The sequence below is a fragment of the Vibrio sp. FE10 genome, assembly GCF_030297155.1.
GTDB classification, from domain to species: domain Bacteria; phylum Pseudomonadota; class Gammaproteobacteria; order Enterobacterales; family Vibrionaceae; genus Vibrio; species Vibrio apostichopi.
In genome coordinates, this window is the sequence record NZ_AP028067.1 from 3,604,418 (window position 1) to 3,630,007 (window position 25,590).

Consider the following 25,590-nt stretch of genomic DNA (forward strand, 5'->3'; position numbering starts at 1 on the left):
CCTATATCTCTTCGGAAGCTACCCATCCAGAATCTACTAACACCTACTCACAAGATAACTCTTGGCAATTCTCTGATGAGATATTCAAAAAGCATACATAAGAGGGGAATAACGAGATATGAGCCGTATGTGAGAGCCACAGAAGCTTGATACATCAGATTAGTTACGGTTGCCGAATTATAGAGCTAGACAACAACTACCTCTATTTAACCGGGGGGCAATTTAAGTTCCCTCACAGAGAATATGAGTAACCGGGATTACAACTTCCAATCTAAGTGCATATTTCGGAGCTAGCCGACCGCCTATTTCGGTTTTAATCGACCACCAAATCCGTTTTTAACCAACCACTCATTTCGGTTTTAATCATCCACTTTTCGGTGTGTTTCCGAAATCGATGGTCGATTTACCGAAATAAACCTCTTTTCTCTTTTAAATCAATAGGTTTAACCTGAGTCTTTCATGTTGAGAGCACTAAGGATAAATCATGCCGAAAAAGAGAATGCCAATGAATAAAATTAAGGAAATCTTACGCCTCCGATACGAGTGCAATCTTTCTAATCGACAGATCGCCGCTTGCCTCAATATTGCTCATTCCACTGTATCCCAGCATCTATCCCGATTTAAATCCAGTGGCCTCACGTGGCCACTGGAAGAGACTCATCATGAAAATCAAGTCACCCAAGCTTTGTTTGATGGTCGCTCATCTTCTCAGCATAAAGTGATGCCTGATTTCACTCTCTGCTACTTAGAATTGAAGCGTAAAGGGATGACTAAAGCTTTGCTTTGGGAAGAGTATTGTCATCAGCATCAAGACAAAGCCTATGGCTATACACAGTTCTGCGAACTGTATAGACGTTGGCTAAAGACACAAAAACGCAGTATGCGCCAACTTCACCATGCTGGTGACAAGCTCTTCATTGACTACTGTGGCCCAACGATCCCTGTTGTGAATCCAGATACAGGAGAATGCCGACATGCTCAGGTATTTGTCGCCACTTTAGGAGCGTCAAATTACACCTATGTCGAGGCGAGTGAGAGCCAAGGGCTTGAACACTTCCTCATGGCTCATGTGAATACCTTTAATCACTTTGGTGGTGCTCCGAATCTACTTGTACCTGATAATCTGAAATCTGCTGTAACGAAAGCAGACTGTCATAGCCCTATCCTCAATGAGAGCTACCGAAAACTGGCACAACATTACGGCGTTGCTGTGATGCCAGCCAGGCCCTACAAGCCTAAAGATAAAGCCAAAGCTGAGAACGCAGTTCTCATCGTAGAGCGCTGGATAATGATGCGCCTTCGCCACCAAGTGTTCTATACAATGGCTGAGCTGAACCTGGCTATCCGAAAGCTGATGCATGACTTAAACCAACGAGAGATGAAACAGCTTGGTGTCAATCGACATGACTTGTTCAACAAAGTTGACCGTCCAGCGTTAAAACCACTGCCATCGCAACCATATGTGTATATCGAAACTAAACGAGCAACCGTCTCCCCTGATTATCACATTCAATATAAAAAGCACTTCTACTCTGTGCCGCACCAACTTGTTGGGCAACAAGTTGAGCTTGAAGCAACGCATCAAATAATACGTATCTACCACAAAGGGAGCATTGTTGCTCACCACTGCACAAGCCAAAAAGAATATGGTCTCTCTACCGTTTACGAGCATATGCCAAGCAACCATCAATACCAATCATGGACACCCGAGCGTTTTATCCGTTGGGGAAAATCTATTGGGCCAGCCACAGGTGAACTGACTCAGATGTTGCTCAAACGCCCAGAGCATGAAGCATTGGCCTTTAGAAGTTGCTTTGGGTTACTAAGTCTTGCCAAAAAGCACTCAGACGCACGGTTAGAACAAGCTTGCCGAGATGCCTTAGTGACAGAGAAGCCATACCTTGGCTTCGTCAAAAACTTATTGAAGAACCATCGAGAAGGCACTCTCTCTCAGCCTTCCACTGATACCCCAAACCTTAAACACACTAATGTTCGTGGTTCCAACTACTACCACTAGGAGAAACAATATGGACGCAATAATCCAACAGTTAAAATCACTACGCCTAAGTCATGCTTCTGATGCACTGGAACAGCAAAGGATACACCCCGCGACCTATGCTGAACTTGGCTTTGAAGAAAGGTTAGGACTCATCCTTGATCATGAGATAGTGAACCGAGATCAAACCAAAATCCAACGACTTAAACGGCAAGCCAAGCTGCGCCTAAGCGCTAGCGGTAATCAACTGGACTACCGCCCAGAACGAGGCTTAAAAAGAGCAATGATGGGAGAGTTATTATCAGGCACTTATTTACAAAAGCGACAGAATGTCCTGATTACAGGTGCAACAGGTGCAGGTAAAACCTATGTTGCTTGTGCGCTCGCCGAGCAGGCGTGTGAGCAACACTGCCCAAGTCGTTATTATCGCCTAAATCGTTTACTTGATGACCTGAGTAGTAGCCGCCTTGATGGCAGCTATCAAAAGCTGCTACTGAGCTTGTCTAAGAAAAAACTGTTGGTTATCGATGACTGGGGAATGGAAAAACTCAGCCAAGAGCATGCAAGTAATCTTCTCGAAGTGCTAGAAGATAGATACCAAGAGTGCAGTACAATCATTATCAGCCAACTACCTGTAAAAGAATGGCACGAGATGATCGACAACTCGACGATCGCTGATGCGATCTTAGATAGGTTGGTTCATCAAAGTCATAGAATCGAGTTACGAGGGGAATCAATGAGAAAACTGGCTTAAATCGACCACTTGGAGTAAAACTAAGGAAGAGAAAAGAGAGGCTTAAAAAGGTGGTCGATTAAAAACGAAACTAGGGGTCACATCAGCCGAAATACGCACTAAGTTCAAGTAATATATCTAACTGCCAGATAGCAAACCTATCTCCCTAACGATATTCACTGATAGGCCAAGAGACAACTAGGAAGCTAGTTTGATCTCGAATCGCAAACTGCTTTCAGAAACAACAAGCCTTACTATTACTAACTCGGCTTCTTGCCAAGTGTATCCCTAATGCTCCGCAGAAGCTTATTTACCAAGATTTACCCAACCGGCATAGCAAAACCTACAAATGTGAAAAAGCTCTGCTATTTCTAGGAAAGCTTTCTAGTTAATGGTCGATTCAATGATTACTGACCGTGAACAACCTCTGTACGAAAGTCATAGCCAAGAGTTAAAACTCAGCCCCAGAAACGACGAAAGCCTAGTCGTAAGACTAGGCTTTCTGATAAATGATGAAATAGCCGGGATTGCGAACTTTGGGCAAACCCTTTGTGGGACTCGTTCGACTGCAGGGTAAAGCACTATTATTTAGATGTAAAAAAGCCCCGCTATTTCTAGCGAGGCTTCTTAATAAGTGGCGGAGTGGACGGGACTCGAACCCGCGACCCCCGGCGTGACAGGCCGGTATTCTAACCAACTGAACTACCACTCCGCAGTGGTCAACTCACTAAGTGAGTGTCCATATCTCCAGGTCGGTCAACCTAAAGATTTAATTTAAAGCCTGGCGATGTCCTACTCTCACATGGGGAAGCCCCACACTACCATCGGCGCTATTGTGTTTCACTTCTGAGTTCGGCATGGAATCAGGTGGGTCCACAATGCTATGGTCGCCAAGCAAATTTTAAAATTCGGAAAGCTTATCTAAAAGTATTTCTCTTCAAACGCATTCAAGGTCTGGTACATCTGAGTCCACAAAACCCCTTGGGTGTTGTATGGTTAAGCCTCACGGGCAATTAGTACAGGTTAGCTCAATGCCTCGCAGCACTTACACACCCTGCCTATCAACGTCGTAGTCTACGACAACCCTTTAGGACACTTATAGTGCCAGGGAAAACTCATCTCAAGGCTCGCTTCCCGCTTAGATGCTTTCAGCGGTTATCGATTCCGAACTTAGCTACCGGGCAATGCCATTGGCATGACAACCCGAACACCAGAGGTTCGTCCACTCCGGTCCTCTCGTACTAGGAGCAGCCCCTTTCAATTTTCCAACGCCCACGGCAGATAGGGACCGAACTGTCTCACGACGTTCTAAACCCAGCTCGCGTACCACTTTAAATGGCGAACAGCCATACCCTTGGGACCGACTTCAGCCCCAGGATGTGATGAGCCGACATCGAGGTGCCAAACACCGCCGTCGATATGAACTCTTGGGCGGTATCAGCCTGTTATCCCCGGAGTACCTTTTATCCGTTGAGCGATGGCCCTTCCATTCAGAACCACCGGATCACTATGACCTGCTTTCGCACCTGCTCGAATTGTCATTCTCGCAGTCAAGCGGGCTTATGCCATTGCACTAACCACACGATGTCCAACCGTGTTTAGCCCACCTTCGTGCTCCTCCGTTACTCTTTGGGAGGAGACCGCCCCAGTCAAACTACCCACCAGGCACTGTCCGTAATCCCGATTCAGGGACCAACGTTAGAACATCAAAACTACAAGGGTGGTATTTCAAGGACGACTCCACCACATCTAGCGACGCGGTTTCATAGTCTCCCACCTATCCTACACATGTAGGTTCAATGTTCAGTGCCAAGCTGTAGTAAAGGTTCACGGGGTCTTTCCGTCTAGCCGCGGGTACACTGCATCTTCACAGCGATTTCAATTTCACTGAGTCTCGGGTGGAGACAGCGTGGCCATCATTACGCCATTCGTGCAGGTCGGAACTTACCCGACAAGGAATTTCGCTACCTTAGGACCGTTATAGTTACGGCCGCCGTTTACCGGGGCTTCGATCAAGAGCTTCGACCGAAGTCTAACCCCATCAATTAACCTTCCGGCACCGGGCAGGCGTCACACCGTATACGTCATCTTACGATTTTGCACAGTGCTGTGTTTTTAATAAACAGTTGCAGCCACCTGGTATCTGCGACTCTCGTCTGCTCCATCCGCAAGGGACTTCACTGATAAGAGCGTACCTTCTCCCGAAGTTACGGTACCATTTTGCCTAGTTCCTTCACCCGAGTTCTCTCAAGCGCCTTGGTATTCTCTACCCGACCACCTGTGTCGGTTTGGGGTACGATTCCTTACAATCTGAAGCTTAGAGGCTTTTCCTGGAAGCATGGCATCAATGACTTCACTACCGTAGTAGCTCGACATCGTATCTCAGCGTTAAGAAAGTCCGGATTTACCTAAACTTTCCGCCTACGTACTTGAACCTGGACAACCGTCGCCAGGCCCACCTAGCCTTCTCCGTCCCCCCATCGCAATTGTAAGAAGTACGGGAATATTAACCCGTTTCCCATCGACTACGCCTTTCGGCCTCGCCTTAGGAGTCGACTTACCCTGCCCCGATTAACGTTGGACAGGAACCCTTGGTCTTCCGGCGAGGGAGTTTTTCACTCCCTTTATCGTTACTCATGTCAGCATTCGCACTTCTGATACCTCCAGCAGCCCTTACAGACCACCTTCAACGGCTTACAGAACGCTCCCCTACCCCACATACCCTAAGGTACGTAGCCGCAGCTTCGGTGTATAGCTTAGCCCCGTTACATCTTCCGCGCAGGCCGACTCGACCAGTGAGCTATTACGCTTTCTTTAAATGATGGCTGCTTCTAAGCCAACATCCTGGCTGTCTGAGCCTTCCCACATCGTTTCCCACTTAGCTATACTTTGGGACCTTAGCTGGCGGTCTGGGTTGTTTCCCTCTCCACGACGGACGTTAGCACCCGCCGTGTGTCTCCCGGATAGTACTTACTGGTATTCGGAGTTTGCAAAGGGTTGGTAAGTCGGGATGACCCCCTAGCCTTAACAGTGCTCTACCCCCAGTAGTATTCGTCCGAGGCGCTACCTAAATAGCTTTCGGGGAGAACCAGCTATCTCCAGGTTTGATTGGCCTTTCACCCCTAGCCACAAGTCATCCGCTAATTTTTCAACATTAGTCGGTTCGGTCCTCCAGTTGATGTTACTCAACCTTCAACCTGCCCATGGCTAGATCACCTGGTTTCGGGTCTAATCCTAGCAACTGTACGCCCAGTTAAGACTCGGTTTCCCTACGGCTCCCCTAAACGGTTAACCTTGCTACTAAAATTAAGTCGCTGACCCATTATACAAAAGGTACGCAGTCACACCACGAAGGTGCTCCTACTGCTTGTACGTACACGGTTTCAGGTTCTATTTCACTCCCCTCACAGGGGTTCTTTTCGCCTTTCCCTCACGGTACTGGTTCACTATCGGTCAGTCAGTAGTATTTAGCCTTGGAGGATGGTCCCCCCATATTCAGACAGGATATCACGTGTCCCGCCCTACTCGATTTCACTGATTATGATGTGTCGGTTACGGGGCTATCACCCTTTGTTGCGCCACTTTCCAGAGGCTTCACCTGCATCATTAAAAGCTTAAGGGCTAATCCAATTTCGCTCGCCGCTACTTTCGGAATCTCGGTTGATTTCTCTTCCTCGGGGTACTTAGATGTTTCAGTTCCCCCGGTTTGCCTCCTGTTGCTATGTATTCACAACAGGATACGTGCTTATGCACGTGGGTTTCCCCATTCAGAAATCCCAGACTCAAAAGGTTATTACTACCTAATCTGGGCTTATCGCAAGTTATTACGTCTTTCATCGCCTCTGACTGCCAAGGCATCCACCGTGTACGCTTAGTCACTTAACCATACAACCCGAAAGGGTCTTAGTGTATGGCAACTAACCAAGGTTTTTGGTTGTCATTAAGAAGGGTTAATTCTCAATGACTGTTTGCCGGACTCAATTGTGAATCAAACTAAGTTTGATTCGAATACAAGACACTTGAATGTGTTTGTTGTGTTTATCTAATAAAAGATAAACATTGAGAACTTTTAAATTTGATTTGAATTACTCGTAAGTAATCAAATCAGTCAGCTTTCCAAATTGTTAAAGAGCTAGATTTCTTTCGAAACCATTTTAAAATATTTTCAGATAAAAACACTTAAAGATGGTGGAGCTATGCGGGATCGAACCGCAGACCTCCTGCGTGCAAGGCAGGCGCTCTCCCAGCTGAGCTATAGCCCCATCTTTGTTTCTAATCGATATTGGTGGGTCTGAGTGGACTCGAACCACCGACCTCCCGCTTATCAGGCGAGCGCTCTAACCAGCTGAGCTACAGACCCAATATCGTCTCTTTTACTTTTCTAAACCTAATCAATCTGTGTGGACACTCATCGTGGTATCTTCGTATAAGGAGGTGATCCAGCCCCAGGTTCCCCTAGGGCTACCTTGTTACGACTTCACCCCAGTCATGAACCACAAAGTGGTGAGCGTCCTCCCCGAAAGGTTAAACTACCCACTTCTTTTGCAGCCCACTCCCATGGTGTGACGGGCGGTGTGTACAAGGCCCGGGAACGTATTCACCGTGACATTCTGATTCACGATTACTAGCGATTCCGACTTCATGGAGTCGAGTTGCAGACTCCAATCCGGACTACGACGCACTTTTTGGGATTCGCTCACTATCGCTAGCTTGCTGCCCTCTGTATGCGCCATTGTAGCACGTGTGTAGCCCTACTCGTAAGGGCCATGATGACTTGACGTCGTCCCCACCTTCCTCCGGTTTATCACCGGCAGTCTCCCTGGAGTTCCCGACATTACTCGCTGGCAAACAAGGATAAGGGTTGCGCTCGTTGCGGGACTTAACCCAACATTTCACAACACGAGCTGACGACAGCCATGCAGCACCTGTCTCAGAGCTCCCGAAGGCACACCTGCGTCTCCGCTGGCTTCTCTGGATGTCAAGAGTAGGTAAGGTTCTTCGCGTTGCATCGAATTAAACCACATGCTCCACCGCTTGTGCGGGCCCCCGTCAATTCATTTGAGTTTTAATCTTGCGACCGTACTCCCCAGGCGGTCTACTTAACGCGTTAGCTCCGAAAGCCACGGCTCAAGGCCACAACCTCCAAGTAGACATCGTTTACGGCGTGGACTACCAGGGTATCTAATCCTGTTTGCTCCCCACGCTTTCGCATCTGAGTGTCAGTGTCTGTCCAGGGGGCCGCCTTCGCCACTGGTATTCCTTCAGATCTCTACGCATTTCACCGCTACACCTGAAATTCTACCCCCCTCTACAGCACTCTAGTTCACCAGTTTCAAATGCAGTTCCGAGGTTGAGCCCCGGGCTTTCACATCTGACTTAATGAACCACCTGCATGCGCTTTACGCCCAGTAATTCCGATTAACGCTCGCACCCTCCGTATTACCGCGGCTGCTGGCACGGAGTTAGCCGGTGCTTCTTCTGTTGCTAACGTCAAGATGCGCAGCTATTAACTACACACCCTTCCTCACAACTGAAAGTACTTTACAACCCGAAGGCCTTCTTCATACACGCGGCATGGCTGCATCAGGCTTTCGCCCATTGTGCAATATTCCCCACTGCTGCCTCCCGTAGGAGTCTGGACCGTGTCTCAGTTCCAGTGTGGCTGATCATCCTCTCAGACCAGCTAGGGATCGTCGCCTTGGTGAGCCATTACCTCACCAACTAGCTAATCCCACCTAGGCATATCTTGACGCGAGAGGTCCGAAGATCCCCCTCTTTGGCCCGTAGGCATTATGCGGTATTAGCCATCGTTTCCAATGGTTATCCCCCACATCAAGGCAATTTCCTAGGCATTACTCACCCGTCCGCCGCTCGACGCCCAACAAATCCTCCGAAGATTCAATGTTGTCGTTTCCGCTCGACTTGCATGTGTTAGGCCTGCCGCCAGCGTTCAATCTGAGCCATGATCAAACTCTTCAATTTAAGATTTTGTGACTCAACGAATACTGACTTCAAAACTAATATTCATTCGAAAATGAACATGTAATTCTAAAGCTATTACCATTCCAACAGAATGGTAATGAATTGACTGTGCCGAATAATTTCTTTCTACAAGAGAAAGTCGTTAAACGTATTGGTCACTCAGTTCATTGAAATCAATTTTGATTCCGAAGAATCTGTTTTATCTAACGATAAAACGTTTTGATATTCATCAACGAGTGCCCACACAGATTGATAGGTTTAAATTGTTAAAGAGCTTTGCTTTCAGTGCCTTAGCACGTAAGCAGGACGCGTATAATACGCTTTCCACTTTGAAAGTCAACATAAAACTCTAAGAAACTTAGAACCCTATGGTGACTTGTCTAGAAACTAGACAAAGTCGAAATTAAAGCCTGGCGATGTCCTACTCTCACATGGGGAAACCCCACACTACCATCGGCGCTATTGTGTTTCACTTCTGAGTTCGGCATGGAATCAGGTGGGTCCACAATGCTATGGTCGCCAAGCAAATTTTAAAATTCGGAAAGCTTATCTAAAAGTTGTTTCTCTTCAAACGCATTCAAGGTCTGGTACATCTGAGTCCACAAAACCCCTTGGGTGTTGTATGGTTAAGCCTCACGGGCAATTAGTACAGGTTAGCTCAATGCCTCGCAGCACTTACACACCCTGCCTATCAACGTCGTAGTCTACGACAACCCTTTAGGACACTTATAGTGCCAGGGAAAACTCATCTCAAGGCTCGCTTCCCGCTTAGATGCTTTCAGCGGTTATCGATTCCGAACTTAGCTACCGGGCAATGCCATTGGCATGACAACCCGAACACCAGAGGTTCGTCCACTCCGGTCCTCTCGTACTAGGAGCAGCCCCTTTCAATTTTCCAACGCCCACGGCAGATAGGGACCGAACTGTCTCACGACGTTCTAAACCCAGCTCGCGTACCACTTTAAATGGCGAACAGCCATACCCTTGGGACCGACTTCAGCCCCAGGATGTGATGAGCCGACATCGAGGTGCCAAACACCGCCGTCGATATGAACTCTTGGGCGGTATCAGCCTGTTATCCCCGGAGTACCTTTTATCCGTTGAGCGATGGCCCTTCCATTCAGAACCACCGGATCACTATGACCTGCTTTCGCACCTGCTCGAATTGTCATTCTCGCAGTCAAGCGGGCTTATGCCATTGCACTAACCACACGATGTCCAACCGTGTTTAGCCCACCTTCGTGCTCCTCCGTTACTCTTTGGGAGGAGACCGCCCCAGTCAAACTACCCACCAGGCACTGTCCGTAATCCCGATTCAGGGACCAACGTTAGAACATCAAAACTACAAGGGTGGTATTTCAAGGACGACTCCACCACATCTAGCGACGCGGTTTCATAGTCTCCCACCTATCCTACACATGTAGGTTCAATGTTCAGTGCCAAGCTGTAGTAAAGGTTCACGGGGTCTTTCCGTCTAGCCGCGGGTACACTGCATCTTCACAGCGATTTCAATTTCACTGAGTCTCGGGTGGAGACAGCGTGGCCATCATTACGCCATTCGTGCAGGTCGGAACTTACCCGACAAGGAATTTCGCTACCTTAGGACCGTTATAGTTACGGCCGCCGTTTACCGGGGCTTCGATCAAGAGCTTCGACCGAAGTCTAACCCCATCAATTAACCTTCCGGCACCGGGCAGGCGTCACACCGTATACGTCATCTTACGATTTTGCACAGTGCTGTGTTTTTAATAAACAGTTGCAGCCACCTGGTATCTGCGACTCTCGTCTGCTCCATCCGCAAGGGACTTCACTGATAAGAGCGTACCTTCTCCCGAAGTTACGGTACCATTTTGCCTAGTTCCTTCACCCGAGTTCTCTCAAGCGCCTTGGTATTCTCTACCCGACCACCTGTGTCGGTTTGGGGTACGATTCCTTACAATCTGAAGCTTAGAGGCTTTTCCTGGAAGCATGGCATCAATGACTTCACTACCGTAGTAGCTCGACATCGTATCTCAGCGTTAAGAAAGTCCGGATTTACCTAAACTTTCCGCCTACGTACTTGAACCTGGACAACCGTCGCCAGGCCCACCTAGCCTTCTCCGTCCCCCCATCGCAATTGTAAGAAGTACGGGAATATTAACCCGTTTCCCATCGACTACGCCTTTCGGCCTCGCCTTAGGAGTCGACTTACCCTGCCCCGATTAACGTTGGACAGGAACCCTTGGTCTTCCGGCGAGGGAGTTTTTCACTCCCTTTATCGTTACTCATGTCAGCATTCGCACTTCTGATACCTCCAGCAGCCCTTACAGACCACCTTCAACGGCTTACAGAACGCTCCCCTACCCCACATACCCTAAGGTACGTAGCCGCAGCTTCGGTGTATAGCTTAGCCCCGTTACATCTTCCGCGCAGGCCGACTCGACCAGTGAGCTATTACGCTTTCTTTAAATGATGGCTGCTTCTAAGCCAACATCCTGGCTGTCTGAGCCTTCCCACATCGTTTCCCACTTAGCTATACTTTGGGACCTTAGCTGGCGGTCTGGGTTGTTTCCCTCTCCACGACGGACGTTAGCACCCGCCGTGTGTCTCCCGGATAGTACTTACTGGTATTCGGAGTTTGCAAAGGGTTGGTAAGTCGGGATGACCCCCTAGCCTTAACAGTGCTCTACCCCCAGTAGTATTCGTCCGAGGCGCTACCTAAATAGCTTTCGGGGAGAACCAGCTATCTCCAGGTTTGATTGGCCTTTCACCCCTAGCCACAAGTCATCCGCTAATTTTTCAACATTAGTCGGTTCGGTCCTCCAGTTGATGTTACTCAACCTTCAACCTGCCCATGGCTAGATCACCTGGTTTCGGGTCTAATCCTAGCAACTGTACGCCCAGTTAAGACTCGGTTTCCCTACGGCTCCCCTAAACGGTTAACCTTGCTACTAAAATTAAGTCGCTGACCCATTATACAAAAGGTACGCAGTCACACCACGAAGGTGCTCCTACTGCTTGTACGTACACGGTTTCAGGTTCTATTTCACTCCCCTCACAGGGGTTCTTTTCGCCTTTCCCTCACGGTACTGGTTCACTATCGGTCAGTCAGTAGTATTTAGCCTTGGAGGATGGTCCCCCCATATTCAGACAGGATATCACGTGTCCCGCCCTACTCGATTTCACTGATTATGATGTGTCGGTTACGGGGCTATCACCCTTTGTTGCGCCACTTTCCAGAGGCTTCACCTGCATCATTAAAAGCTTAAGGGCTAATCCAATTTCGCTCGCCGCTACTTTCGGAATCTCGGTTGATTTCTCTTCCTCGGGGTACTTAGATGTTTCAGTTCCCCCGGTTTGCCTCCTGTTGCTATGTATTCACAACAGGATACGTGCTTATGCACGTGGGTTTCCCCATTCAGAAATCCCAGACTCAAAAGGTTATTACTACCTAATCTGGGCTTATCGCAAGTTATTACGTCTTTCATCGCCTCTGACTGCCAAGGCATCCACCGTGTACGCTTAGTCACTTAACCATACAACCCGAAAGGGTCTTAGTGTATGGCAACTAACCAAGGTTTTTGGTTGTCATTAAGAAGGGTTAATTCTCAATGACTGTTTGCCGGACTCAATTGTGAATCAAACTAAGTTTGATTCGAATACAAGACACTTGAATGTGTTTGTTGTGTTTATCTAATGAAAGATAAACATTGAGAACTTTTAAATTTGATTGAATTACTCGTAAGTAATCAAATCAGTCAGCTTTCCAAATTGTTAAAGAGCTTGATTCAAACTAATGAACCATTTTTAAATACTCTGATAGAAGAGAATACTTAAAGATGGTATCCCGTAGGGGAGTCGAACCCCTGTTACCGCCGTGAAAGGGCGGTGTCCTAGGCCTCTAGACGAACGGGACACTAGTATCTCTTTTACTTTCTAAACCTAATCAATCTGTGTGGACACTCATCGTAAGTATCTTCGTATAAGGAGGTGATCCAGCCCCAGGTTCCCCTAGGGCTACCTTGTTACGACTTCACCCCAGTCATGAACCACAAAGTGGTGAGCGTCCTCCCCGAAAGGTTAAACTACCCACTTCTTTTGCAGCCCACTCCCATGGTGTGACGGGCGGTGTGTACAAGGCCCGGGAACGTATTCACCGTGACATTCTGATTCACGATTACTAGCGATTCCGACTTCATGGAGTCGAGTTGCAGACTCCAATCCGGACTACGACGCACTTTTTGGGATTCGCTCACTATCGCTAGCTTGCTGCCCTCTGTATGCGCCATTGTAGCACGTGTGTAGCCCTACTCGTAAGGGCCATGATGACTTGACGTCGTCCCCACCTTCCTCCGGTTTATCACCGGCAGTCTCCCTGGAGTTCCCGACATTACTCGCTGGCAAACAAGGATAAGGGTTGCGCTCGTTGCGGGACTTAACCCAACATTTCACAACACGAGCTGACGACAGCCATGCAGCACCTGTCTCAGAGCTCCCGAAGGCACACCTGCGTCTCCGCTGGCTTCTCTGGATGTCAAGAGTAGGTAAGGTTCTTCGCGTTGCATCGAATTAAACCACATGCTCCACCGCTTGTGCGGGCCCCCGTCAATTCATTTGAGTTTTAATCTTGCGACCGTACTCCCCAGGCGGTCTACTTAACGCGTTAGCTCCGAAAGCCACGGCTCAAGGCCACAACCTCCAAGTAGACATCGTTTACGGCGTGGACTACCAGGGTATCTAATCCTGTTTGCTCCCCACGCTTTCGCATCTGAGTGTCAGTGTCTGTCCAGGGGGCCGCCTTCGCCACTGGTATTCCTTCAGATCTCTACGCATTTCACCGCTACACCTGAAATTCTACCCCCCTCTACAGCACTCTAGTTCACCAGTTTCAAATGCAGTTCCGAGGTTGAGCCCCGGGCTTTCACATCTGACTTAATGAACCACCTGCATGCGCTTTACGCCCAGTAATTCCGATTAACGCTCGCACCCTCCGTATTACCGCGGCTGCTGGCACGGAGTTAGCCGGTGCTTCTTCTGTTGCTAACGTCAAGATATGCAGCTATTAACTACACACCCTTCCTCACAACTGAAAGTACTTTACAACCCGAAGGCCTTCTTCATACACGCGGCATGGCTGCATCAGGCTTTCGCCCATTGTGCAATATTCCCCACTGCTGCCTCCCGTAGGAGTCTGGACCGTGTCTCAGTTCCAGTGTGGCTGATCATCCTCTCAGACCAGCTAGGGATCGTCGCCTTGGTGAGCCATTACCTCACCAACTAGCTAATCCCACCTAGGCATATCTTGACGCGAGAGGCCCGAAGGTCCCCCTCTTTGGCCCGTAGGCATTATGCGGTATTAGCCATCGTTTCCAATGGTTATCCCCCACATCAAGGCAATTTCCTAGGCATTACTCACCCGTCCGCCGCTCGACGCCCAACAAATCCTCCGAAGAATCAATGTTGTCGTTTCCGCTCGACTTGCATGTGTTAGGCCTGCCGCCAGCGTTCAATCTGAGCCATGATCAAACTCTTCAATTTAAGATTTTGTGACTCAACGAATACTGACTTCAAAACTACTATGTAATTTTAAAGCTATTACCATTCCAACAGAATGGTAATGAATTGACTGTGCCAAAATTAAGTAAACTTAATTTTGTATTGGTCACTCAGTTCATTGAAATCATTGTGTTACCGAAGTAACTGTTATTACGCTCTTTCGAAAAAGAACCAATAACGTTTTGATATTCATCAACGAGTGCCCACACAGATTGATAGGTTTAAATTGTTAAAGAGCTTTGCTTTCAGTACCTTAGCACGTAAGCAGGACGCGTATAATACGCTTTCCACTTTGAAAGTCAACATAAAACTCTAAGAAACTTAGAACCCTATGGTGACTTGTCTAGAAACTAGACAAAGTCGAAATTAAAGCCTGGCGATGTCCTACTCTCACATGGGGAAACCCCACACTACCATCGGCGCTATTGTGTTTCACTTCTGAGTTCGGCATGGAATCAGGTGGGTCCACAATGCTATGGTCGCCAAGCAAATTTTAAAATTCGGAAAGCTTATCTAAAAGTTGTTTCTCTTCAAACGCATTCAAGGTCTGGTACATCTGAGTCCACAAAACCCCTTGGGTGTTGTATGGTTAAGCCTCACGGGCAATTAGTACAGGTTAGCTCAATGCCTCGCAGCACTTACACACCCTGCCTATCAACGTCGTAGTCTACGACAACCCTTTAGGACACTTATAGTGCCAGGGAAAACTCATCTCAAGGCTCGCTTCCCGCTTAGATGCTTTCAGCGGTTATCGATTCCGAACTTAGCTACCGGGCAATGCCATTGGCATGACAACCCGAACACCAGAGGTTCGTCCACTCCGGTCCTCTCGTACTAGGAGCAGCCCCTTTCAATTTTCCAACGCCCACGGCAGATAGGGACCGAACTGTCTCACGACGTTCTAAACCCAGCTCGCGTACCACTTTAAATGGCGAACAGCCATACCCTTGGGACCGACTTCAGCCCCAGGATGTGATGAGCCGACATCGAGGTGCCAAACACCGCCGTCGATATGAACTCTTGGGCGGTATCAGCCTGTTATCCCCGGAGTACCTTTTATCCGTTGAGCGATGGCCCTTCCATTCAGAACCACCGGATCACTATGACCTGCTTTCGCACCTGCTCGAATTGTCATTCTCGCAGTCAAGCGGGCTTATGCCATTGCACTAACCACACGATGTCCAACCGTGTTTAGCCCACCTTCGTGCTCCTCCGTTACTCTTTGGGAGGAGACCGCCCCAGTCAAACTACCCACCAGGCACTGTCCGTAATCCCGATTCAGGGACCAACGTTAGAACATCAAAACTACAAGGGTGGTATTTCAAGGACGACTCCACCACATCTAGCGACGCGGTTTCATAGTCTCCCACCTATCCTACACATGTAGGTTCAATGTTCAGTGCCAAGCTGTAGTAAAGGTTCACGGGGTCTTTCCGTCTAGCCGCGGGTACACTGCATCTTCACAGCGATTTCAATTTCACTGAGTCTCGGGTGGAGACAGCGTGGCCATCATTACGCCATTCGTGCAGGTCGGAACTTACCCGACAAGGAATTTCGCTACCTTAGGACCGTTATAGTTACGGCCGCCGTTTACCGGGGCTTCGATCAAGAGCTTCGACCGAAGTCTAACCCCATCAATTAACCTTCCGGCACCGGGCAGGCGTCACACCGTATACGTCATCTTACGATTTTGCACAGTGCTGTGTTTTTAATAAACAGTTGCAGCCACCTGGTATCTGCGACTCTCGTCTGCTCCATCCGCAAGGGACTTCACTGATAAGAGCGTACCTTCTCCCGAAGTTACGGTACCATTTTGCCTAGTTCCTTCACCCGAGTTCTCTCAAGCGCCTTGGTATTCTCTACCCGACCACCTGTGTCGGTTTGGGGTACGATTCCTTACAATCTGAAGCTTAGAGGCTTTTCCTGGAAGCATGGCATCAATGACTTCACTACCGTAGTAGCTCGACATCGTATCTCAGCGTTAAGAAAGTCCGGATTTACCTAAACTTTCCGCCTACATACTTGAACCTGGACAACCGTCGCCAGGCCCACCTAGCCTTCTCCGTCCCCCCATCGCAATTGTAAGAAGTACGGGAATATTAACCCGTTTCCCATCGACTACGCCTTTCGGCCTCGCCTTAGGAGTCGACTTACCCTGCCCCGATTAACGTTGGACAGGAACCCTTGGTCTTCCGGCGAGGGAGTTTTTCACTCCCTTTATCGTTACTCATGTCAGCATTCGCACTTCTGATACCTCCAGCAGCCCTTACAGACCACCTTCAACGGCTTACAGAACGCTCCCCTACCCCACATACCCTAAGGTACGTAGCCGCAGCTTCGGTGTATAGCTTAGCCCCGTTACATCTTCCGCGCAGGCCGACTCGACCAGTGAGCTATTACGCTTTCTTTAAATGATGGCTGCTTCTAAGCCAACATCCTGGCTGTCTGAGCCTTCCCACATCGTTTCCCACTTAGCTATACTTTGGGACCTTAGCTGGCGGTCTGGGTTGTTTCCCTCTCCACGACGGACGTTAGCACCCGCCGTGTGTCTCCCGGATAGTACTTACTGGTATTCGGAGTTTGCAAAGGGTTGGTAAGTCGGGATGACCCCCTAGCCTTAACAGTGCTCTACCCCCAGTAGTATTCGTCCGAGGCGCTACCTAAATAGCTTTCGGGGAGAACCAGCTATCTCCAGGTTTGATTGGCCTTTCACCCCTAGCCACAAGTCATCCGCTAATTTTTCAACATTAGTCGGTTCGGTCCTCCAGTTGATGTTACTCAACCTTCAACCTGCCCATGGCTAGATCACCTGGTTTCGGGTCTAATCCTAGCAACTGTACGCCCAGTTAAGACTCGGTTTCCCTACGGCTCCCCTAAACGGTTAACCTTGCTACTAAAATTAAGTCGCTGACCCATTATACAAAAGGTACGCAGTCACACCACGAAGGTGCTCCTACTGCTTGTACGTACACGGTTTCAGGTTCTATTTCACTCCCCTCACAGGGGTTCTTTTCGCCTTTCCCTCACGGTACTGGTTCACTATCGGTCAGTCAGTAGTATTTAGCCTTGGAGGATGGTCCCCCCATATTCAGACAGGATATCACGTGTCCCGCCCTACTCGATTTCACTGATTATGATGTGTCGGTTACGGGGCTATCACCCTTTGTTGCGCCACTTTCCAGAGGCTTCACCTGCATCATTAAAAGCTTAAGGGCTAATCCAATTTCGCTCGCCGCTACTTTCGGAATCTCGGTTGATTTCTCTTCCTCGGGGTACTTAGATGTTTCAGTTCCCCCGGTTTGCCTCCTGTTGCTATGTATTCACAACAGGATACGTGCTTATGCACGTGGGTTTCCCCATTCAGAAATCCCAGACTCAAAAGGTTATTACTACCTAATCTGGGCTTATCGCAAGTTATTACGTCTTTCATCGCCTCTGACTGCCAAGGCATCCACCGTGTACGCTTAGTCACTTAACCATACAACCCGAAAGGGTCTTAGTGTATGGCAACTAACCAAGGTTTTTGGTTGTCATCAAGAAGGGTTAATTCTCAATGACTGTTTGCCGGACTCAATTGTGAATCAAACTAAGTTTGATTCGAATACAAGACACTTGAATGTGTTTGTTGTGTTTATCTAATGAAAGATAAACATTGAGAACTTTTAAATTTGATTAACATGACTCGTAAGTCAGTTAATCAGTCAGCTTTCCAAATTGTTAAAGAGCATAAAGCAAAAAGCTTTAATCAATAACTTACGTTATTAATTAAAGCTCTGGCTTTAACTAAATCTAAACCATCAATCTGTGTGGACACTCATCGTGGTATCTTCGTATAAGGAGGTGATCCAGCCCCAGGTTCCCCTAGGGCTACCTTGTTACGACTTCACCCCAGTCATGAACCACAAAGTGGTGAGCGTCCTCCCCGAAAGGTTAAACTACCCACTTCTTTTGCAGCCCACTCCCATGGTGTGACGGGCGGTGTGTACAAGGCCCGGGAACGTATTCACCGTGACATTCTGATTCACGATTACTAGCGATTCCGACTTCATGGAGTCGAGTTGCAGACTCCAATCCGGACTACGACGCACTTTTTGGGATTCGCTCACTATCGCTAGCTTGCTGCCCTCTGTATGCGCCATTGTAGCACGTGTGTAGCCCTACTCGTAAGGGCCATGATGACTTGACGTCGTCCCCACCTTCCTCCGGTTTATCACCGGCAGTCTCCCTGGAGTTCCCGACATTACTCGCTGGCAAACAAGGATAAGGGTTGCGCTCGTTGCGGGACTTAACCCAACATTTCACAACACGAGCTGACGACAGCCATGCAGCACCTGTCTCAGAGCTCCCGAAGGCACACCTGCGTCTCCGCTGGCTTCTCTGGATGTCAAGAGTAGGTAAGGTTCTTCGCGTTGCATCGAATTAAACCACATGCTCCACCGCTTGTGCGGGCCCCCGTCAATTCATTTGAGTTTTAATCTTGCGACCGTACTCCCCAGGCGGTCTACTTAACGCGTTAGCTCCGAAAGCCACGGCTCAAGGCCACAACCTCCAAGTAGACATCGTTTACGGCGTGGACTACCAGGGTATCTAATCCTGTTTGCTCCCCACGCTTTCGCATCTGAGTGTCAGTGTCTGTCCAGGGGGCCGCCTTCGCCACTGGTATTCCTTCAGATCTCTACGCATTTCACCGCTACACCTGAAATTCTACCCCCCTCTACAGCACTCTAGTTCACCAGTTTCAAATGCAGTTCCGAGGTTGAGCCCCGGGCTTTCACATCTGACTTAATGAACCACCTGCATGCGCTTTACGCCCAGTAATTCCGATTAACGCTCGCACCCTCCGTATTACCGCGGCTGCTGGCACGGAGTTAGCCGGTGCTTCTTCTGTTGCTAACGTCAAGATATGCAGCTATTAACTACACACCCTTCCTCACAACTGAAAGTACTTTACAACCCGAAGGCCTTCTTCATACACGCGGCATGGCTGCATCAGGCTTTCGCCCATTGTGCAATATTCCCCACTGCTGCCTCCCGTAGGAGTCTGGACCGTGTCTCAGTTCCAGTGTGGCTGATCATCCTCTCAGACCAGCTAGGGATCGTCGCCTTGGTGAGCCATTACCTCACCAACTAGCTAATCCCACCTAGGCATATCTTGACGCGAGAGGCCCGAAGGTCCCCCTCTTTGGCCCGTAGGCATTATGCGGTATTAGCCATCGTTTCCAATGGTTATCCCCCACATCAAGGCAATTTCCTAGGCATTACTCACCCGTCCGCCGCTCGACGCCCAACAAATCCTCCGAAGAATCAATGTTGTCGTTTCCGCTCGACTTGCATGTGTTAGGCCTGCCGCCAGCGTTCAATCTGAGCCATGATCAAACTCTTCAATTTAAGATTTTGTGACTCAACGAATACTGACTTCAAAACTACTATGTAATTTTAAAGCTATTACCATTCCAACAGAATGGTAATGAATTGACTGTGCCGAATAACTACAAGTAGTTAAACGTATTGGTCACTCAGTTCATTGAAATCAAGTTTGTTACCGAAGTAACTGTTACTACCTAAGTAATAACGTTTTGATATTCATCAACGAGTGCCCACACAGATTGATAGGTTTAAATTGTTAAAGAGCGCTAGCGTTTTGTGATTTACATCTCAGTCGCTAGGGGTGCGTACTATACCTGCACCACTTAGAGAGTCAAGGGTTATTTTCAACTCCTTTTTCTCTACCGATTTCGCTGTGTGACTTTCGTCTCACTCCGTGTCGGTGAGGCGGCATTATAGAGAGATCGACATAGAGCACAAGGGCTTTTTTGAATAAAAGTTTTGTTCGCCTAAAAAGCCACCAGATCCGCATTTTTCGAATAAAAACTAAACATTTGAGACGTATCACAGCAATACATTGGCAAAATGGAAACCATGAACGTAAGATTCATGTATCTATTTTGTTAAGAGTAGATGCGTCTATTTCGTTTATTAATATGTAGTACTCCGATATGAACTCAAAAAAATCGATGTTGTTAATTGTCGCACTAGCTGTTCTAGGTGGCATTGTTTTCTCTCAGGTAGATATATCGCCTGCAATTACCTTTATCCTTGGTGTCTTGGCTTCCGCTTTTGTTGTTAACTTTTCAAGCACCGACTCAAAATCAGATTCAGAACCTAAGGCATCAACAAAAACACTTTATGTAGGTAACCTTCCATACAAAGCGAATGAGTCACACGTACGTGAATTATTCTCAGAGTATGGTGAAGTATTTGCAGTACGCTTAATGAAAGACAAACGTACTGGTAAAAGAAGAGGCTTTGGATTTGTTGTAATGGCTAGCAATGATGTGAATCATGCTATTTCAGAACTTAACGATAAAGATTACATGCAACGAACTTTAAAAGTGCGAGTTGCAAATGATCCTAAACATCCAGAAACGGACGAAGCTGAACTGAGCTAAATCCTAACTGCTTTAACATGCTATTTAGTGCACTTTCTTTCTTAGGAAGTGCACTACAAAAAACCTCACGCACTCCCCCTTCTTTATCACTACTTTCCAAATCCAATAAATCTTGAACTCGCTTCGCAATCGCTTTACCAGAATCAACCAATAAAACACTCTTACCTAGGACTTGTTGAATCTCTGATTTTATCAGCGGGAAATGTGTGCATCCTAAAACGGCTACATCAATTGTATTGATCATCGGTTGAAGGATGAGTTGCAGCTCTTCAAGGTCAATCGTCTCCCCCCTGAGTTTATCTTCGGCCATATCCACCAGCCGAGTAGAACCTAAAAGTTCAACTCTTTTATTACTCGAGAAGTTTTTGATTAGCTCGTGTGTGTATTCACGAGTAATCGTTGCGGGAGTAGCAATAAGACCCACCGCTTTATTGGCAAGCAGGGATGCAGGTTTAATTGCCGGAACAACGCCAACAATTGGGATTTGATTATTAGCACGCAGTGTAGGTAAGACAATCGTACTTGCGGTATTACAGGCTATCACTACGATATCTATTGCGTGGGTAGCCACAAAACTGGCGACGATGCTTTGGACTCTACGAACAAGGACTTGCTGATCGAGCTCACCGTATGGGTAAGCCTCGTTATCGAATACATAAGTATAGTTATGATTCGGTAGTAACTGGCTTATCTCCTTATATACAGATAGGCCACCCACTCCAGAATCAAAGACCAATATATTTTTTTGCAGACTATCCGACACAACGATTACCTATAATAAATTTCGCTGCAATGATACTCCTTCGCTTAGTTTTCGCCAATCCTCACTCTATATAATGCAAGCTTGATAACGTTGATGAACAAAGCGCTTACCTTGCTCCACATTTTCTAGATCTATCTTGAGCTTACCTTTAAAGCATGGCGCTGATGTCACTAAGGTATGGAACTCGCCATCTTCGCCACATGGATCAACATGGCTCGGTAAGCTGTCTATTAGTTCAAGCGTGTATTTTTTCCCGCAATAGCTCATGTCTAATGCATCGCTATCGACCGTGACGAGAAAGGTTTCGATGCCTCTGTCTATTATTTCACTCGCAAGTGCCTGACTGCTCTCTCCCATTAGGGGAAACACACACTCCCAACCCGCTGGTTCTATATAGCTTCTTCGATAATCGGCAATGCCATTACAAAACATGTCTCCAAACGCAACCGCATCGATTGATAAGCCAGAACCTTTAAGTGCAGAGACAATGGTACTTTGATAAATCTCATTACTAGGAAACACTTCCGGGAGCTCAATCGTGATTAATGGTAAACCGACTAATTGCGCCTGCATGGCAACAACATCAATCGGAGTCACTTGGAAAGGAACCTCATCTCCAACATATGTCGTATAGAGAGCAACAACTTCATATTCGGAGCTTTCAAGTAGACGCTCTAGCGTTAATGTCGAGTCTTTACCTGACGACCAACTTATGACGACTTTCTTTTTCATTGATATACCCAATAAGAAAAACCGCCCGGAGGCGGTTTAGGTGGAAATTAGAATTGGTAAGAAGCTGATACAAAGTATTCACGACCAGGCGTCGCGTAACCGCTATACATTTCATAGTCTTTATCGAATGCGTTACTCAGTTTTCCTTTCACCTTTAGATCTGCCGAAACTGCGTACTCAGCAGTAAAGTTCCAAAGGCTGTAACTTGCCAATCGTGTCGTCCCGTTAAAGCGCTCGCCTTGATAAAGGTACTGAGAGCCTAAGATCCAATCACCAAATTCAGCAAAAGCATTCCACTTAGCACCTTGTTTGGAACGGTATGCTAACTGTTGTTCTTTACCATTAGATTTGTCTACTGGATCTTTCCAGTCTAAGTAGAACTGATGTGTAACAATTGAGGTGTCAAAACCTAAGCCCAGTTCAACACCTTTGATTTCAGCCTCTCCAATATTAGTCATGCCTGAGCCTTGCCACATCAACATATTATCAATCTTATTGATGAAACCAGTAATCGACCAATCTAAATAAGAATGTGAACCTTCTAGCGTTAGCTCTGTATTTTGAGAATCTTCTGCTTTTAGATTAGGAGCTTCGTAACCCGGGTAATATAAGTCTAGAAAAGTAGGAGATCTGAAGGCTGTACCATGGCTTGCTTTAATCTCATAGTTATCAAGGAACGCCCAACCCGCCGCAGCTTGCCACGTGGTGTTGTTTCCATATTGGCTGTTCTCATCATTTCGAGCACTTGCTTCAAGTGTCCAGCTATCTATGATGTATTGACTAATAATACTTACACCATAGTTTTCACGAGGATTCTCTTCTGGCTTATAGTAACTAAAGCCTGTGTAGCCTTCATCTAACTCTTCACGTCGGTAATCTAAACCACCACCTAAAGCCAACTGCTCATTTACTCGGTAAGAGTTTAGCCAAGCAGCATTGATCTGGTTAATAGATGTGATGCCACCACTTTTCTTATTCTTACCTACGACATAATCGTAGTTATCTTGTTCTGCATAAGTAAGATCTAAAGTTGAAGTGAGGTTGTCTTCGTTGTAAGCCAAGTTTGTATTAATTGAACGAAACTCAGTTCGGCCAACTTTTTCTTCATGATTTGTTCCATACGTATTGTCGTATTCACCTTCATTGTCGTAAGCCACAACATTAACAAAAGCATTAACTGTCTTGGTTAGCTGATTTTGGTAGCCGATATTTACATTGTATGACTCAAAACCGTGCTCATCGCCATCGTTAACACCAGCTACAGGTTTAACATTAAATCCGTCATCTTTTTCATAACCAACAACAGCTTTAATATGTTGGCTTTCATCAATCTTATGCAGAGCAGCTAAAGAAGTTACATAATGATTGTTTGTACCATACCCGCCATACACTTTAACGGCATTTTCATTCACATCGGCTCTGGTAATAATATTGATCACACCAGAAATCGCTTCTGAACCATAGATCGAGGCGCGAGCACCACGAATGAATTCAATTCTTTCAATTGAGTTAACTGGCAAAGAGTTAAAATCAACACCACCCATCATAGCTCTTGGTAAGCGGGTACCATCCATTAGAACTAGTACTTGAGAAGAACTACCTCCTCGCACATAGAACGAGGCTGTTTGCCCACGACCACCATATTGAGCAACTTCAACGCTTGGCAACGTTCGAAAAACTTCAATAAGACTATTTGCTTGAAGTTTTGAAATATCTTCTTTGGTAACGACAACAGTTTGAGCTAATACAGCACCGTCAACTTGCTCAAAACGGTTAGCCGTAACCACCATGGTTTCGTCAGTAGATGCTTCTTGGGCGTGTAAATTGGAGATAGGTGAAAGCAGCGATGCTACAGCAACCGCTAAAAGGGATTTGTTCATGTTGTGATCCTAAATCGCGTAAATTCCTACCAAACCACATTGTATGGCTTAGCTACTGGCAGGTATTCGGACTTAAGAGCACAACCTTATGGTTTACCTCATATTCGACTTCCCACAAAAAGCTATTTGCAGTGTCTTATGAATATTCGTTCTCTTTTACCGCTGCGCGTCAGTTCTGGATTCACACCAGATTCCCTCTTCAGCCATCTATACATCCAAATGGCACCAGCTTGCGGGAGATAGTATTAACCTATGAATCATTTGTCTAGTCTAAGATAGCTATAAGCTATAGTTTTCATGCTCGATTTACATTGAATGGCTCTCAACACTGGACAAGCGCCTGTGATTGAATAAAATCTGCGCTCTTGATTTAAAAGCACGACAGCAAAAAGGCATAACAATGGCGAATTTAGATGTAAACCCGCAACGCTACCAAGAACAACTAGCAGAAAAGACAGAGCGTCTTACTGAAATGTTCTCACAATACGATGTGCCTGAGTTGGAAGTGTATGAATCTCCAGAACAACACTACCGCATGCGTGCTGAATTTCGCGTGTGGCATGAAGGTGACGATATGTATTACGTCATGTTCAATCAAGAGACCAAAGAAAAATACCGTGTAGACCAGTTCCCAGCGGCTAGCCGTCTTATCAACGACTTGATGCCTCTATTAACAGATGCAATGAAAGAGAACCACTCTCTACGCCACAAGCTATTCCAAGTAGATTTTCTTTCTACGTTGAGCGGTGAGATTTTGGTATCACTGCTTTACCACCGTCAATTGGGTGAGCAATGGATTCAAGATGCTAAAGCACTTAAGCAGCAATTGAATGATGAAGGCTTTAACCTAAACCTGATTGGCCGTGCGCGTAAGATGAAAATCGTCCTTGACCGTGACTACGTCATTGAAAAGCTAGACGTGAATGGTGACAGCTACATCTACCAACAAGTAGAGAACAGCTTTACTCAACCAAACGGTAAAGTAGCAGAGAAAATGCTTGAGTGGGCTGTCGACTGTACTCAAGACAGCAAAGGTGACTTGCTAGAACTTTACTGTGGTAACGGTAACTTCTCATTAGCACTAGCACAAAACTTTGAGCGTGTACTAGCAACTGAGTTAGCGAAGCCATCTGTAGAATCGGCTCAATACAACATTGCGGCGAACAAGATTGATAATGTTCAGATTATCCGTATGTCTGCGGAAGACTTTACCGTAGCAATGGAAGGTAAGCGTGAATTCCGCCGCCTACTACAAGCAAACATCGATCTAAAGAGTTACAACTGCAACACTATCTTTGTTGATCCACCGCGTTCAGGTATGGATGTTGATACTTGTAAGATGGTTCAAGGCTACGAGCGCATCATGTACATCTCTTGTAACCCTGAGACATTGAAAGAGAACCTAGACATTCTAAGCGAAACACACGACATCACTCGTTTTGCTCTATTTGACCAGTTCCCTTACACGCATCACATGGAAGCCGGTGTATTCCTAGAGCGTAAAGCGTAAGTCTCGCTTT

General features: G+C 47.0%; 7 protein-coding genes, 4 tRNA genes, 9 rRNA genes and 1 riboswitch. Of the genes, 4 read left to right on the forward strand and 16 right to left on the reverse strand.

What is annotated here, in order from left to right; genetic code table 11:
* The first annotated feature begins 484 nt into the window (after positions 1 to 484).
* Both istA and istB read left to right on the forward strand, forming a co-directional pair.
* On the forward strand, positions 485 to 2,017 hold the full coding sequence (gene istA, locus QUF19_RS16200) for an IS21 family transposase (RefSeq protein ID WP_286291968.1): 1,533 nt from the start codon (positions 485 to 487) through the stop codon (positions 2,015 to 2,017).
* A 10-nt stretch (positions 2,018 to 2,027) separates the two neighbouring features.
* Positions 2,028 to 2,750 carry an IS21-like element helper ATPase IstB gene (gene istB, locus QUF19_RS16205; RefSeq protein WP_286291966.1) on the forward strand — a complete coding sequence of 241 codons (723 nt, stop codon included), beginning with the start codon at positions 2,028 to 2,030 and terminating at the stop codon, positions 2,748 to 2,750.
* 614 nt (positions 2,751 to 3,364) lie between these two features.
* Here the strand turns inward: istB and QUF19_RS16210 are convergent.
* The 13 genes from QUF19_RS16210 to QUF19_RS16270 all read right to left on the reverse strand — a co-directional run bounded on the left by QUF19_RS16210 (position 3,365) and on the right by QUF19_RS16270 (position 19,634).
* A tRNA-Asp gene (locus tag QUF19_RS16210) sits at positions 3,365 to 3,441 on the reverse strand.
* 67 nt (positions 3,442 to 3,508) lie between these two features.
* Positions 3,509 to 3,624, reverse strand: a 5S ribosomal RNA gene (gene rrf / locus QUF19_RS16215).
* Positions 3,625 to 3,721: 97 nt separating this feature from the next.
* Positions 3,722 to 6,614, reverse strand: a 23S ribosomal RNA gene (locus QUF19_RS16220).
* A gap of 301 nt (positions 6,615 to 6,915) precedes the next feature.
* Positions 6,916 to 6,991, reverse strand: a tRNA-Ala gene (locus QUF19_RS16225).
* 21 nt (positions 6,992 to 7,012) lie between these two features.
* Positions 7,013 to 7,089 (reverse strand) — tRNA-Ile (locus QUF19_RS16230).
* Positions 7,090 to 7,156: 67 nt separating this feature from the next.
* Positions 7,157 to 8,711 (reverse strand): 16S ribosomal RNA (locus tag QUF19_RS16235).
* A 408-nt stretch (positions 8,712 to 9,119) separates the two neighbouring features.
* Positions 9,120 to 9,235: ribosomal RNA gene (gene rrf, locus QUF19_RS16240) — 5S ribosomal RNA — on the reverse strand.
* 98 nt (positions 9,236 to 9,333) lie between these two features.
* A 23S ribosomal RNA gene (locus QUF19_RS16245) occupies positions 9,334 to 12,226 on the reverse strand.
* Between the two features lie 304 nt (positions 12,227 to 12,530).
* Positions 12,531 to 12,606 (reverse strand) — tRNA-Glu (locus QUF19_RS16250).
* Between the two features lie 67 nt (positions 12,607 to 12,673).
* Positions 12,674 to 14,228 (reverse strand): 16S ribosomal RNA (locus tag QUF19_RS16255).
* A gap of 389 nt (positions 14,229 to 14,617) precedes the next feature.
* A 5S ribosomal RNA gene (rrf, locus tag QUF19_RS16260) occupies positions 14,618 to 14,733 on the reverse strand.
* Between the two features lie 98 nt (positions 14,734 to 14,831).
* Positions 14,832 to 17,724: ribosomal RNA gene (locus QUF19_RS16265) — 23S ribosomal RNA — on the reverse strand.
* Between the two features lie 355 nt (positions 17,725 to 18,079).
* Positions 18,080 to 19,634 (reverse strand): 16S ribosomal RNA (locus QUF19_RS16270).
* Together the 16S, 23S and 5S rRNA genes with 4 tRNA genes alongside form the textbook arrangement of a ribosomal RNA operon.
* Before the next feature lie 608 nt (positions 19,635 to 20,242).
* On the opposite strand from QUF19_RS16270, the gene QUF19_RS16275 reads away from it, so the two are divergent.
* Complete coding sequence (locus QUF19_RS16275; RefSeq protein ID WP_004736687.1) at positions 20,243 to 20,695, forward strand: RNA recognition motif domain-containing protein; 453 nt, start codon at positions 20,243 to 20,245, stop codon at positions 20,693 to 20,695.
* On the opposite strand, the gene murI is transcribed toward QUF19_RS16275, so the two are convergent.
* The 3 genes from murI to QUF19_RS16290 are packed head-to-tail and all read right to left on the reverse strand — an operon-like array spanning position 20,658 to position 24,070.
* A complete protein-coding gene (gene murI / locus QUF19_RS16280) occupies positions 20,658 to 21,464 on the reverse strand; it encodes a glutamate racemase (RefSeq protein WP_286298912.1) in 807 nt (268 codons plus the stop codon). The genes QUF19_RS16275 and murI overlap by 38 nt on opposite strands.
* Positions 21,465 to 21,524: 60 nt before the next feature.
* The gene (locus QUF19_RS16285; protein WP_286295025.1) at positions 21,525 to 22,190 is read right to left on the reverse strand and encodes an adenine nucleotide alpha hydrolase; all 666 of its coding nucleotides are present in this window, start codon (positions 22,188 to 22,190) and stop codon (positions 21,525 to 21,527) included.
* Between the two features lie 47 nt (positions 22,191 to 22,237).
* Positions 22,238 to 24,070 carry a TonB-dependent receptor domain-containing protein gene (locus tag QUF19_RS16290; protein ID WP_286295027.1) on the reverse strand — a complete coding sequence of 611 codons (1,833 nt, stop codon included), beginning with the start codon at positions 24,068 to 24,070 and terminating at the stop codon, positions 22,238 to 22,240.
* Between the two features lie 40 nt (positions 24,071 to 24,110).
* Positions 24,111 to 24,315, reverse strand: a riboswitch (cobalamin riboswitch).
* 155 nt (positions 24,316 to 24,470) lie between these two features.
* On the opposite strand from QUF19_RS16290, the gene trmA reads away from it, so the two are divergent.
* The gene (gene trmA / locus QUF19_RS16295; RefSeq protein WP_286295028.1) at positions 24,471 to 25,580 is read left to right on the forward strand and encodes a tRNA (uridine(54)-C5)-methyltransferase TrmA; all 1,110 of its coding nucleotides are present in this window, start codon (positions 24,471 to 24,473) and stop codon (positions 25,578 to 25,580) included.
* Positions 25,581 to 25,590 lie beyond the last annotated feature (10 nt).

What these genes read in the sequence shown, in the direction of transcription:
- istA (WP_286291968.1), top strand. Translation starts at nt 485, where the DNA reads ATGCCGAAAAAGAGAATGCCAATGAATAAAATTAAGGAAATCTTACGC.
- istB (WP_286291966.1), top strand. Translation starts at nt 2,028, where the DNA reads ATGGACGCAATAATCCAACAGTTAAAATCACTACGCCTAAGTCATGCT.
- QUF19_RS16275 (WP_004736687.1), top strand. Translation starts at nt 20,243, where the DNA reads ATGAACTCAAAAAAATCGATGTTGTTAATTGTCGCACTAGCTGTTCTA.
- QUF19_RS16285 (WP_286295025.1), bottom strand. Translation starts at nt 22,190, where the DNA reads ATGAAAAAGAAAGTCGTCATAAGTTGGTCGTCAGGTAAAGACTCGACA.
- QUF19_RS16290 (WP_286295027.1), bottom strand. Translation starts at nt 24,070, where the DNA reads ATGAACAAATCCCTTTTAGCGGTTGCTGTAGCATCGCTGCTTTCACCT.
- trmA (WP_286295028.1), top strand. Translation starts at nt 24,471, where the DNA reads ATGGCGAATTTAGATGTAAACCCGCAACGCTACCAAGAACAACTAGCA.